The organism is Microbacterium sp. UBA1097, from assembly GCF_002313585.1.
In the GTDB taxonomy this organism is placed as follows: domain Bacteria; phylum Actinomycetota; class Actinomycetes; order Actinomycetales; family Microbacteriaceae; genus Microbacterium.
The window spans coordinates 1-11,800 of record NZ_DCBW01000053.1 but is presented as its reverse complement, the minus strand read 5'-3'; the positions used below and the strand labels follow the sequence as shown (position 1 = coordinate 11,800).

At 67.7% G+C, this 11,800-nt stretch carries 12 protein-coding genes; 8 read left to right on the top strand and 4 right to left on the bottom strand.

Annotated elements, in window-relative coordinates:
• The 5 genes from B4F19_RS12900 to B4F19_RS12880 form a co-directional block, all read left to right on the top strand.
• The coding region (locus tag B4F19_RS12900; protein ID WP_292735522.1) for a protoporphyrinogen/coproporphyrinogen oxidase at nt 1-1,539 on the top strand (1,539 nt) is incomplete at its 5' end.
• Nucleotides 1,536-1,922, top strand: a complete 387-nt coding sequence (locus B4F19_RS12895; protein WP_292735518.1) for a hypothetical protein — start codon at nt 1,536-1,538, stop codon at nt 1,920-1,922. The genes B4F19_RS12900 and B4F19_RS12895, both read left to right, overlap by 4 nt.
• 1 nt (nt 1,923) lies before the next feature.
• Complete coding sequence (locus B4F19_RS12890) at nt 1,924-2,325, top strand: phage holin family protein (RefSeq protein ID WP_292735515.1); 402 nt, start codon at nt 1,924-1,926, stop codon at nt 2,323-2,325.
• Nucleotides 2,315-2,590 carry a hypothetical protein gene (locus B4F19_RS12885; RefSeq protein ID WP_228178330.1) on the top strand — a complete coding sequence of 92 codons (276 nt, stop codon included), beginning with the start codon at nt 2,315-2,317 and terminating at the stop codon, nt 2,588-2,590. Before B4F19_RS12890 ends, B4F19_RS12885 begins: the two co-directional genes overlap by 11 nt.
• Before the next feature lie 201 nt (nt 2,591-2,791).
• On the top strand, nt 2,792-3,592 hold the full coding sequence (locus B4F19_RS12880) for a uroporphyrinogen-III synthase (protein WP_292735512.1): 801 nt from the start codon (nt 2,792-2,794) through the stop codon (nt 3,590-3,592).
• Here B4F19_RS12880 and cofC read toward each other — a convergent pair.
• From cofC to cofG, 4 genes are read right to left on the bottom strand one after another with little or no spacing between them, the layout of a single operon-like run.
• A complete protein-coding gene (gene cofC / locus B4F19_RS12875) occupies nt 3,565-4,221 on the bottom strand; it encodes a 2-phospho-L-lactate guanylyltransferase (RefSeq protein ID WP_292735509.1) in 657 nt (218 codons plus the stop codon). The genes B4F19_RS12880 and cofC overlap by 28 nt on opposite strands.
• The gene (gene fgd, locus B4F19_RS12870) at nt 4,218-5,231 is read right to left on the bottom strand and encodes a glucose-6-phosphate dehydrogenase (coenzyme-F420) (RefSeq protein ID WP_228178333.1); all 1,014 of its coding nucleotides are present in this window, start codon (nt 5,229-5,231) and stop codon (nt 4,218-4,220) included. The genes cofC and fgd overlap by 4 nt, the downstream gene beginning before the upstream one ends.
• Nucleotides 5,228-6,700 carry a flavin-containing monooxygenase gene (locus B4F19_RS12865; RefSeq protein ID WP_292735506.1) on the bottom strand — a complete coding sequence of 491 codons (1,473 nt, stop codon included), beginning with the start codon at nt 6,698-6,700 and terminating at the stop codon, nt 5,228-5,230. The genes fgd and B4F19_RS12865 overlap by 4 nt, the downstream gene beginning before the upstream one ends.
• Complete coding sequence (gene cofG / locus B4F19_RS12860; RefSeq protein ID WP_292728642.1) at nt 6,697-9,066, bottom strand: 7,8-didemethyl-8-hydroxy-5-deazariboflavin synthase CofG; 2,370 nt, start codon at nt 9,064-9,066, stop codon at nt 6,697-6,699. Before cofG ends, B4F19_RS12865 begins: the two co-directional genes overlap by 4 nt.
• Before the next feature lie 306 nt (nt 9,067-9,372).
• On the opposite strand from cofG, the gene B4F19_RS12855 reads away from it, so the two are divergent.
• From B4F19_RS12855 to B4F19_RS12845, 3 genes are all read left to right on the top strand, one after another.
• Nucleotides 9,373-9,624, top strand: a complete 252-nt coding sequence (locus B4F19_RS12855) for a helix-turn-helix transcriptional regulator (RefSeq protein ID WP_292728644.1) — start codon at nt 9,373-9,375, stop codon at nt 9,622-9,624.
• 114 nt (nt 9,625-9,738) lie between these two features.
• Nucleotides 9,739-10,986: a hypothetical protein gene (locus B4F19_RS12850; RefSeq protein WP_228178337.1), complete on the top strand. Its 1,248-nt coding sequence runs from the start codon at nt 9,739-9,741 to the stop codon at nt 10,984-10,986.
• A 27-nt stretch (nt 10,987-11,013) separates the two neighbouring features.
• Nucleotides 11,014-11,553, top strand: a complete 540-nt coding sequence (locus tag B4F19_RS12845; RefSeq protein ID WP_228178338.1) for a hypothetical protein — start codon at nt 11,014-11,016, stop codon at nt 11,551-11,553.
• Nucleotides 11,554-11,800: the final 247 nt, after the last annotated feature.

The window sequence follows — 11,800 nt, the reverse complement described above, 5'->3', positions numbered from 1 at the left end:
CTCGCGCGGAGGAAGGACAACTCGGCTGGGATGGGGCTCGCGCAGATGGGGGAGGATGGAGGAATGGCCGAGTCCGCGTTCGAGAAGCTGGTCGAACACGCCAGATCCGAGCACGTCGTCGTTGTCGGTGCCGGCATCGCCGGACTGGTTGCCGCGCTGGAGTGCGCGAAGGTCGGGCTGCAGGTGACGCTGGTTGAAGCATCCGAGCGTCTCGGCGGTGCCATCGCGCGCGCCGAGGTCGCGGGTATCGCTGTCGACCTCGGCGCCACGGGCTGGGCTACCCGAAACGGTGCAGTCGACCCGCTCGTGGCGGAACTGGGTCTCGGCGATGAGGTGGTCGAGCCGGCGAACGCGGATGTCTGGGTCGCGGTTTCCGGTGGGGTCCAGCCCTACCCGGAGCAGACCGTGGCCGGCATACCGGCGAATCCGTGGGATCCGATGGTGCGCCGCGTGATCGGGTGGGCCGGCACCTGGCGGGCCTATCTCGACCGGCTGCGCCCGCCGCTGACCATCGGGAAAGAACGCAACCTCGGCACACTCGTTCGTCGTCGCATGGGCGGGCAGATTCTGGGCCGGCTCGTTGCCCCGCTGATGCGGGGCCGGTACGGACTGGTCCCCGACGCGGTGGATGTCGGCCTCATCGCGCCCGGACTGAGTTCGGCACTGACGCGAACCGGATCGCTCGCCGCCGCGGCTGGCGAATTGCTGGCGGTCGCCGACGACGAGTCAGGGGTTCCGCCGATCCGTGGCCTGGTGGGCGGACCGACACGTCTGGTCGATGCCCTGATCGCGCGCCTTGGCGACTACGGGGCTTCTGTCATCACCGGGGCGCGAGTATCCCAGCTCACGTCCTCGGGCGGTTCCTGGACCGTCACCCTGGATACCGTCGATGAGACGCAGACACTGGCCGCTGACGCCGTGATCGTCGCAACGGAAGCTGCCGACGCCACCCGCCTCGTGCCCTTCTCCGTCCCTGAGCTCCTGACGCGCGAACTCGTGCAGGATGTCGTCACGCTCGTCGCCTCCGCGCCGGCACCCGAGGAGCAGCACACCACCGTCTTCACGCTGAACCCCGCAACCGAACCGGTTGTCGCGTCGGACGAGACCGCGCGCTGGACCGGTACTGTCACCGGGGTGCGCGTGGCCCGCCTCACGTATGGTGACCTCGAGACCGCGCCCCCGACTGCCGCGCTCAGTGACGACGACGTTTTCGTCAAGGCGGCGCGTGAGGCTGAAGCCTTGCTCGGTCTACCCGCTGACGCGGTTGTCGAAGCGCGTCGAGACCGGTGGGTGCAGCCGCCGGCCGCCGTGATGCGGGGGCGAGACGAGGCAGCCCAGACGCTGCGAGAGCGGGTAGGCAAAGTGCGCGGGCTCGGCCTCGTGGGTGCGTGGGTGTCGGGCCCGGGCCTCGCGCGCGTCGTCGCGCACGCGCGCGAGGAGGCTGAGCGGCTCCGTGTCAACCTCCTGTGGGGGACACATGCCGATGGCGTTACGCTGGGTGAGGACCACCCGCTCGACAAGCGTGAGGAGACCCCATGAGGGGCAAAGCAGGACTCGTCGTCGGACTCGCCGTGGGCTACGTGCTCGGGTCGCGTGCCGGTCGGCAGAGATACGAGCAGATCAAGTCCCAGGCTCTGAAGGTCTGGAACATGGAGCCCGTGCAGAAGCAGGTGGGCAAAGCGAAGGACTTCGCGAAGTCCAGCGCGATGGCGTTGCCGAGCACCCTTTGGGACTCGGCGGTCAAGGTGACCAAGGCTGCCACCTCGAAGGGGACCGCGGGCGAGCGGCTCGACGCCGCGGTGAAGGCCGGGAAAAACTCCGTGGATGCCGTCAGTAGCGCAGCCGACACGTCTGCCGAGGCCGTGAAGCAGGCAGCCGACGAGGCGATCGACGACATCGCCAAGGCAGCCGGCAAGGAGTGACATGAGCGCCCCTCGAGAATTCCGCGATCGGGCGAACGATTCCCTTCTCTCGCTCCTCGGCGAGCTTCCGGAACTGATACGGAACCTGATTGTCGCCGAGGTCGATGCCGCGAAGTCATGGGCGCGGCAGGCGGGGAAGGATGCCGGGATCGGCGTCGTCCTGTTCCTCGTCGCCCTGTTCGTGCTGTTCTGGTCGTTGCCGGTGTTCGGTACCTTCCTGATCGCCGGGCTCTCGTCGTGGTGGCCGGTGTGGCTGTCGGCGCTGGTCGTATTCGCCGCCCTCCTGGTCGTGACTATCGTCTTCGCCCTGCTCGGCGTGCTGAGATTCCGGAAGCTCACCCGCAGGCGCAACCCCGTCCAGGCCGTGGGCCAAGACATCAAGGAGATCCGTGATGAGCTCTGAGACCGGCGTTCCCAAGACAGCGGTAGACCTGTCGCTCACGGACCCGGTCGAGAGGGCCCGGGCAGAGTTGAAGGCCGCGCTCGCTGCCATCGAAGACAAGACCAATGTTCCCAAGCAGGTCTCGAAGGCCACCGACAGCGCGGTGACGAAACTGCGCCGCTTCTCGCGCGAACACCCCGTCGCGACCGTCACTCTCGCCGTGGTGAAAGCGGCGGCCGTGGGCGCTTTGGTCTGGTGGGGCGTCAACTCCTACGTCAACAAGTAGCCCCGCAGCAGCCACGAGGTGACCATCTCGTGACCTTTTGACCGCGACATCCCCCGAGCGTGGGGGTTATGCTCGGACAACAGGCAGCGCGATGATGCGGAAGCTGCCGACGACGTAGTTGCCACCATCCTGTGACCCGAGGTGACACGTCGTTCGGCTGCTCGAACGTCGGGCGGTCGACTCCGCATCGATGAGTCGATCATGAACCGAGCACCGTCCAAGACCGCCGCCAAGCCACTGGCCGGGTGGCGTGTTCTGGTCCCCCGCGGGGGACCCTGGGGCGACTCCGTCGCCGCGACGCTGCGGCGCCAGGGCGCCGTACCTGTCATCGCGCCGCTGATCAACTTCGCCCCCACAACTGACCAGACAGAGCTCGAGTCGGCGCTCGCGGCCCTTGCGGCCGGCGACTTCGACTGGGTGACGCTCACGAGTGCGACCACCGTCGACGTCCTCTATGCCTACCGCGCCGTCATCCCCCCGCAGACGAAGGTTGCCGCGGTCGGAGAAACCACAGCTGCAGCGCTGCAAGCCGTCGGGTACCGCGTGGACCTCGTGCCAGACCTCGACAATTCGGCCGCGGGCCTTGCCGAGCAGATGATTGACCTCGAACCCGAGCCGCGTGACATCCTGACGCTGCGCAGCGAGACTGCCAAACCGGTGCTGACCGGAATGCTCACCGACGCCGGCCATCGGGTGCGCAGCGTCGTCGCGTACCGCACGGTCGGGGTTCCGGTCACCGAGCGCATTGCGAACGACGTGCGTAGCGGTCGGATCAACGCGATCCTCGTCACAAGCGGATCGGTCGCCGAACAGGTGCGCGAGCAGTTCCCGCACATTCCGCCTTCGACCGTCGTGGCGGCGATCGGCCCGCGGACCGCCACTGACGCCCAGGCCGCCGGTCTCACTGTCGACGGTGTGGCCGATCGCCAGACCGTCGATGCGCTCATCGAGGTCGTTGCGCGCTTTCCGCTGCTTCATGCGACCGACGAAGCTGCGCCCTGACGCGATCTCCCTTCCAAGAGTGCGGCCGTGCGGATGCCGAGCCCGAGCTGGGCGGCTTCGTGGAGCTGATCGAGAGTGTCGACGTCTCGCCGTGCGCTCCAGGCCCCCCGCTGCTGCCGGCCGGCGTCGATCTCGCGGGCGAGGTCGAGGAATCCTGCTGCCCGGTGGCGGGTGAAAGAGTCCTCACCGAATGCCGGGACGAGCTTCCCGGCCACCGCCCGCGTGATGAGGGTCGTGCCCGTCCCCTCCGCGTCCGGCAGCGCCGCGCTCTCGTACCGCGCTGCCGTCACGAGCACGGTCTCCAGGTCTGTGGCGCGAAGCGCGGGAAGATCGCCGAGCATCGCGGCTCGCGGCTGGGCGGCATCCGTCACCGCGAGCCCGGCCCGCACCGCGTCGTTCAGCCCGGTCCCGGGATCGGCCACGATGAGGCAATCATCCTCGATCGCACGGGCGATCTGGGCATCCGCGGTCACGACAACGACCTGCGCGACGACCCGGCATGCTCGCGCTGCGGCTATCGTGTCGAGCCCGATCGCGCGCGCCAGCCCTGCCCGGTCCACATCCGGCACCTCGAGGCGACTCTTGCCCGCGCCGCCGCGGACCGGGATGACGAGGTTCCAGCCGCTCACGGATCCAGACGTTCGCGCAGGCGGGGGAGGATGTCGCGGCTGTAGCGTTCCATGAACTCCGCCTGGTCGTGCCCGGGGTCGTGGAACACGAGGTGGCGGAAGCCGCGCTCGGCGACTTCGACGATGCGATCGACGTGCTCGTCGGGGTCGGACGAGACGATGAACCGTTTCGCGACACGCTCGATCGGCAGTTCCGCGGCCCGTCGCTGCATCTCGATGGGATCGTGAATGCCGACCTTCTCTTCGGGGCTGAGCGCGAGAGGGGCCCAGAACCGGGTGCGCTCGAGGGCCTCGGCAGGATCGGGGTGGTACGAGACCTTCACCTCGATGAGCGTGTCGATGTCATCACGCGTGCGCCCCGACTTCTCCAGCCCCTCATCCAGAGCCGGAAGGAGTGTGTCGGTGTACAGAGCTGGGTCCTTGCCGCTTGTCGTGATGAAGCCATCGGCGACGCGACCTGCCAGACGGGTAGCGGCGGGGCCGGCGGCACCGATGTAGACCGGTACGGGAGTGTCGGGACGGTCGTAGATCGTCGCATCCCGAACCTGCCAGAACTCGCCGTCGAAACTGACGCGCTCGCCGGTCCACAGCTTGTTCAGGAGCGTGAGCGACTCCTTCAGGCGACGGAAACGTTCGGGCGGCTCGGGCCACGGGATGCCGAGGGTCACCTCGTTGAGGGATTCGCCGGTGCCCACCCCCAGGATGACGCGCCCCGGGTACATCACGCCGAGGGTCGCGAAGGCCTGCGCCACGACACCCGGGTGGTAGCGGAAGGTGGGGGTGAGCACCGACGTGCCGAGGAGGACCCGGGACGTTCGCGCCCCGACGGCGCCGAGCCACGGGATAGCCGCCGGCGCATGGCCACCCTCGTGCATCCAGGGCTGCAGGTGGTCGGAGACGAACACCGAGTCGAACCCGGCCTGCTCGGCGCCCACCGCGAAGTCTGCGAGCTCGTTTGGTCCGAACTGCTCGGCGGATGCTTTGTATCCCAGGCGCAGGGGGATGGTCATGGCGTGGTGCTCCTTTCGGTAGCGGGTTCAGTCAGGAATTCGCTGCCGTCGGCCCCGCGGAGCTGGTCGCGGAACTGCGTCACGGTGCCTGGCCACAGCAGCGTCAGGCGCCCGGACCGTTCGTCGACGTACCAGTTGCGGCATCCGCCGGACACCCACGCGGTGTCGCGCGAGCGTCGCACGATCATGCGGGTGTAGTCCTGCTCGACGGCCGGGTCGGGGCGCAAGGTGGCAGTTTCCGGAGTCGCCGCGATCGTTCGCGCGGCGTAGGCCGCCTGCTCCTCCAGCATGAGGATCGATGAGTTGTGACCGAGGGACGCGTTGGGTCCGTTGAGGATGAACAGGTTCGGGAATCCGCTCACGACCGTCGACAGCGCTGATGACATTCCGCTTGCCCAGTGTTCGTCGAGGGAGATCCCGTCTTCACCCGTGACCAGCTCGGCGTAAGGCTGACGCGTCGCGCTGAACCCGGTAGCAAGAACGACGGCATCCACGGCATGGCGCCGCCCGCTCGCGGCGACGAGGGTACCGCCATCCGCCCGTGCCAGCGCCGAAGGCTCGAGGGTGACGGCATCCGAGGCAACGGCAGGGTAGAAGTCGTCGGAGAGCAGCACCCGCTTGCAGCCGAACGCGTAGTCGGGGGTGAGCCATGCGCGCAGCGTCGGGTCGGATACCTGCGCGTGCAGATGCGCCTGTGCCTGGTCGGATGCCGCAGCCGCCGCTGCCGCATCGCCGGCGCGCGAGGCGTGGCGCGCCTCACCGTCGAGGAACAGGTCCTCGCGCAGGGCGGCGAGCACCTCGGGGTGAGTCGCGAACCGCTCGCGTTCGGCATCCGTGTAGGTCCTGCCGCCGCGGGGGAGGATCCAGGGCGCGGAACGCTGGAACAGCGTCACCTCGGCGCCCCGGCGCACGAGCTCCGGGACGAGCTGGATGCCGCTCGCGCCCGTGCCGACGACCGCGACGCGTTTGCCCTCGAGGTCGAGCTCGGGGTCCCAGCGCGCGGAGTGCACGACAGGTCCGGGAAAGGCTGCCAGGCCGTGCACTTCCGGCAGGGACGGTTCCGTGAGCCGACCGCACGCGAGGACGTGCATCCGTGCCCGCAGACTGCCGCCGGTGGTCTGCAGGTTCCACGCGCCGTCGTTCCAGCGGGCGTCAAGCAGCGCGGTGTCGAACCGGATGCGGCTATCGATCCCTGTGGTGGCGGCGACGCGTCGGAGGTACGCCTGGATCTCGGCTCCGGGCGCGAACTCCCGTGTCCAGTGCGGCCACGGATGACGCGCCAGAGCGTAGAGGTGGGCTGGAACATCGCAGGCGACGCCCGGGTAGGTGTTCTCGCGCCAGGTGCCTCCCACCTCTCGCGCCCGCTCGAGGATCACGACGTCGGTGACTCCGGCGGCTTCGAGTTCCATCGCGGCGGCGAGGCCCGCGAAACCCGCGCCGACGATCACGACCTCGTGTTCGGGTGTCATCGCGGCTCCCGGGTTCGGTCGCCTGTGCGAGCAGCGGGACGGGCGTCCCGGTAGTCGGTCGTGCGCTGCCGGAGGGGCCGCAGCAGGTGCCGGGCGATGCGCTCAGCCTCAGACAGGGGGAGCTCGCGCCCGTGCTCCACACCGGTGCGGGGCAGGACCCGACCATCGAGCAGCGTGCCGCCGAGGTCGTCGGCGCCCGAGCGCAGCAACACGGGAATGCTGGCGGCGTCGAGCCGAGGCCACGGCACCTGGATGTGTGAGATCGCGCCCGACAGCAGCAGCCGTGACACGGCGACCATGGCGCGATGCTCATCGATCGGTGACCTGTCCGCGACGAGCGGCACGCCGTATCCGGGCAGCGGGATCGGCACGAACTCGGTGAATCCACCCGTCTCGCGCTGCAGGTCGCGAAGGGTGCGCAGGTGCGCGACGCGGTCGGCGGCGCTTTCGACGTGGCCGTAGAAGAGCACGGATGTCGACCGCAGCCCCGCAGCATGTGCGGCGCGGATTGCGGTAAGCCACTGATCGACGGGAAGATCGGTGGCGGCCACCCGCTCGCGGATGCCGTCATCGAGAACCTTGACGCCGGTGCCCGGGACGGTATCGACGCCCGCAGCCCTGAGCTCACGGTAGGCCTCGTCGATCGAGAGTCCGCTCCGGGACGCGAAGTCCCAGACGTCCTGCGGGCGGAAGGCGTGCAGGTGCAGCGTGGGCGCGGCATCCTTCACCGTGCGAGCAAGCTCGAGGTAGGCATCCGCCTCGATCGGGATGATGCCCTGCGCGCACAGCTCGCTCGCACCGAGGTCTGCGGCATCTCGAGCGATCTCGGCGACCTCGGCCAACGTGAATGTGCCGCGGTCCAGGTCGCCGGCGGACACGCTCGGACGCAGCCCGGTCGTGGTGAGGTTGCGATTGACGACGACACTGATGGCCTCACCGACGGTGTAGCGACGCACATCATCTGCTGCGCGGGCGACAGCGTCCAGGTCTGCGCCCTGTGCCGTCAGCAGCCGCGTCCAGTCGTCGTCGGCGAGGGATTCCGGGTCGGTCGCGGCATCCGTGACGAGGGCGTCGAACGAGCTGCCCCGAGCGCGTCGGGCTGCGCTATCTGGGGTCGTCGCGGCGAGCGTCGAGAGCGCGAGCCCCGAGACCGGGTCGGCGAGGGCGGCCACCGCCGAGTGCAGCTCCGGCGCGAGCCACGTCGCGGCGTCGCGGATGTACTCCGGATGCACCGTGAGACGTTCACGCAACTCGAAACCCAGCTCGGCCGTGCGGGCCGCCAGATCGTCGAGGTGGGGCCACGGACGCTCGGGATTGACATGGTCGGCTGTCACCGGCGAGACCCCGCCCCAGTCATCAGCACCGGCCCGCACGAGAAGGGCGAACTCGGTCGGGTCGCTGAGGTTCGGCGGAACCTGGATGCGTGCATTCGCGCCCATCGTCAGGCGCGCAGCCGCCACTGCGGCGACGTACTCCTCCAGCTCGGCATCCGCCGCGTCCCGCATCGCGGTCCCGGGCTTCGCGCGGAAGTTCTGCACGATGATCTCTTGCAGGTGTCCGTGGCGACGGTGCGCGTCCCGCAGAGCCAGCAGGGAGTCGGCGCGGTCGCTGATCGTCTCGCCGATCCCCACGAGGATGCCGGTCGTGAACGGAATGCGGTGGATGCCGGCTTCCTCGATCACCCGAAGCCTGACGTCGGGATCCTTGTCGGGGGACCCATAGTGCACCTGTCCCGGGGTCTCGAACAGCTCGCGCGACGTCGTCTCGAGCATCATGCCCATCGATGGTCCTGTCGGGCGCAACCGCTGAAGTTCGTCGGCGCTCATGACGCCGGGGTTCAGATGCGCGAGCATGCCGGTCTCGGCCGTGATGAGGCGGGCGACGTGCGCGACGTAGTCGAGGGTCGAGGCAAAACCGTGCTCGTCGAGCCAACGGCGAGCCTCGGGCCATCGTTCCTCGGGGCGGTCGCCGAGCGTGAGCAGAGCCTCCTTGCAGCCCTGGCGCTGGCCGGCGCGGGCGACGGCGAGCACCTGCTCGGGGCTCATGAACACCGGCTTGCCGGCGCGCTGCAGCTGTCCGGGGGTATCGACGAACACGCAGTAGTGGCAGCGGTCCCGGCAGAGGGTCGTGACCGGCACGAACACCTTGCGGGAGTAGGTGAAGATTCCCGGGCGTCCAGCCTCTCGCAGGCCGTGATCCCGCAGGTCGCCCGCAACATCGAGGACCGCGTCCAGGTCCGACCCGCGCGCCGAGAGCACCGCGATCAGATCGTCGCGGCTGAGGTCGTCGCCCGCCTCGGCTCGTGAGAGGGCATCGTCGAGGCTCACGGCAGCGGGGCGAGTCGGTGTTCGGTTGAGCGTGCCCACCACCCCAGTGTTGCACCGTCGGTGCAGGGCCCGGTCGTGTGTCGCGGTCGTGTACCCGCGTCCGGTAGATCAAGCGCTTGCGGACGCGCCGATGGCTTCACGGGGCTGCCGCGGAATTCCGGGTGCCGACTCGGTCGGTATCGCGCCTGACCAGGTGTCCATGGAACGATCGTCTTTCGGACGCCGGTCTGGCGAGAGGCCAGGCTTGTCCCCCTTATGGGGGACAGACAGATCCGATGTCCGTAGGTAGCGTCGGCCTTGGCTCGTGAGCGCCCCGTGGGCATTTCCGTGTCGAGGGAGGCCTCTATGCAGGAAGCGCGGTCATTCGCTGACCGGTACTACGAAGTGACGCGAGACCTTGCCGAGGTTCTTGTGACGGCGCGACGCAGGCGCGGCCTCTCTCAAGAAGAGGTCGCGCACATGGCCGATGTATCTGTGCAGACGTATGCGGCGCTCGAGCGGGTCGGGCCTGGTGTCGGGACGGCTCCGAACCCCACGATGGTCACGGTCATTCGTGTTCTGTGGGCTCTGGAGCTGACACCTCACCCGCCGACGTAGCGTACCCGCCTATCTCATGTTTCCGCCTCTGAGTCCAGGGAACGTACTGCCTGGTTTCGTGTGAGTGCCATGGAGAGAGTGAGACATCGACACTCAACGATGACAGGAGGATTGATGAGACACCTGAAAGCCATCTCACTCGGCGGGGCAATCGCCGCGGTGGTGCTCGCAATGACACCGGCCGCGGCAATTGCCGAATCGGGTAACCAGAGCCCCGTGAAGGAGCCCGTCGAGGAGCCCATCACACCGACGTTCTCCGAGATCTCCTTCGCGCACCCGGTCAGCCTGGAGTCCGCGACGACCGTCGCTCGGGCGGCTGGGCTGCCGGTAGAGGGTTACCGGTTCGAGAGCGATTCGATCGTTGGCGACTTCTGGCTCGACGGCGGACTGACGGTCGAGGAGTTCCTTGCCGAGGTCAGGAAGGAAACAGGCACCGCTCCGGAGATCGTCACAGCGTACGTCGACGGGGAGGCATTCACGGACAAGCGTGAGCAGTCCCGCGGACTGGGTGACGTGGTCCTCGGCGCAGATCTCCCCGTGTACGACGCCCCAGACGCTGTTGTTCCGACGGATCGCGGGCCCGCGGAGAGAAGTTCCACAGCGCAACTCTCCCCTGTTGTGGCGTCCTCGGCTGCCGCGGGGGACACGTGGCAGCCCAACGACGCTCAGGTGATGATCACGGACATGGGGCAGAACCTCTCGATCTCATCGCAGTACTCGTGGTGGTCACTAGACCCATACGCGTCCCCGTTGGTGATGGCAGATCATTGGGGCATGGAGTTCCAGGTCGACTTCTACACGAACAACAGGCCCTGGCCCCCCGGAACACCGATTACATTCCCCGGGAAGGATCTGCGTCCGAATTGCTCCGGCGATGACTACAAGGATTGGGCTGCTGCGTCGAACCAGCCGTTCGACTGGTTCGGATGGGTCATCGACGGCGCGAACGTGGTCGCGGCACCAGGTGCCCTCGGGCTCTATGGTGACTACAACGATCTGTCCGACCCCTGCAACGTGTCGACCGTCGCGGTGGGAATGGCACAGCCCTGGGCCATGCCTTCAGGCACCTACGGCACGAACACTCTCATGATCTACTCCTACCCACTCCGGGGGCAGGAAACCCAGAGCAGGGTCGGATCAATCGTCCAACCCGTGACCCGACACCAATGTGAGAACCAACCCTGGATGCCTCTCACAGACTGCATGGGGGTAACCGCCCTTAGCTATCCCGGTCCCGGTACTGGCCAGAACAGGATGGTCCTCAACGCAGACAACAACAATCAGGCGCCCGACCTCTGCTGGTATTCCGGAGAGTTCGGCCTCGTCGCGGCACAGATCTGGTCATGCAACGGTCCGTACTGATCTGGTGTCGTCCTGTTTAGTAGATACATGAGCGCACAACCTCGACTGCACCAGTCCGGCCTTCTCGGGCTGGGCTGGTGCAGTCTGCTCGTCTCTCTTCTGATCCCGCTCTTCGTCTCCGCCGGCCACTACATGCAGCAACGCAGTCCGTACTGCCAAATCGGCTCCACGTTGAGCGCCGTGCCGCTGCTCTACAGCTGCGGCGAACCCTCCGACCAGCAATTGGTCATCGGCTGGATCGGTGCGATCGTCACGATCGTCCTGTTCGTGGTCGCGGTCGTCTCCGCCGCTCTCGCCCTATGGAAGGTGAGAAGCGCGCGGAGGCTGTCACCGGGACTATGGTCCACCTTCGCCTTCGCGATGACAACCCTCGCCGTGATGGCTGTCATCGCGTTGATGGTCCTCGCAGTCGATGGGGTCCGAACAGCCTCGTGGATCATCTACGCCTCATTCCTGGGTACCGTCGTCTACGTCGTCGGTGGCATCGTGGCCATCATCGTCAGCGTGAGAGCAGCGAATCTCGAGGAGAAGCTTCAGACGCAGGGTCGCTCCGAGTCGGGAACGTAGTCGACCGTGCGGGGCCTGATGATCCGCGCGGGCGCTGGGACGGTCGCTACCGGTAGCCCACCGCGGTGCCCAGCAGTGAGCCGATGCTGTGGGTGGCGGATCGGACGTGTCTCACAGAACGATCGTCTTTCGGACGCGGGGTCGCTGAGAGGCTTCATGGTCGTTGGCGAGAGGCGTCGTGCGAGGCCGGTCCTCTACGGCCTCCTGCGGCGTTCTGAGCGCCTCTAGACGGTATGTAGTAGCCCTC

Excerpts from the sequence above, each read along its gene's own strand:
- B4F19_RS12885 (WP_228178330.1), top strand. The coding sequence starts at position 2,315 with ATGAGCTCTGAGACCGGCGTTCCCAAGACAGCGGTAGACCTGTCGCTC.
- B4F19_RS12845 (WP_228178338.1), top strand. The coding sequence starts at position 11,014 with ATGAGCGCACAACCTCGACTGCACCAGTCCGGCCTTCTCGGGCTGGGC.
- B4F19_RS12850 (WP_228178337.1), top strand. The coding sequence starts at position 9,739 with ATGAGACACCTGAAAGCCATCTCACTCGGCGGGGCAATCGCCGCGGTG.
- B4F19_RS12890 (WP_292735515.1), top strand. The coding sequence starts at position 1,924 with ATGAGCGCCCCTCGAGAATTCCGCGATCGGGCGAACGATTCCCTTCTC.
- B4F19_RS12880 (WP_292735512.1), top strand. The coding sequence starts at position 2,792 with ATGAACCGAGCACCGTCCAAGACCGCCGCCAAGCCACTGGCCGGGTGG.
- fgd (WP_228178333.1), bottom strand. The coding sequence starts at position 5,231 with ATGACCATCCCCCTGCGCCTGGGATACAAAGCATCCGCCGAGCAGTTC.
- B4F19_RS12895 (WP_292735518.1), top strand. The coding sequence starts at position 1,536 with ATGAGGGGCAAAGCAGGACTCGTCGTCGGACTCGCCGTGGGCTACGTG.
- B4F19_RS12855 (WP_292728644.1), top strand. The coding sequence starts at position 9,373 with ATGCAGGAAGCGCGGTCATTCGCTGACCGGTACTACGAAGTGACGCGA.
- B4F19_RS12865 (WP_292735506.1), bottom strand. The coding sequence starts at position 6,700 with ATGACACCCGAACACGAGGTCGTGATCGTCGGCGCGGGTTTCGCGGGC.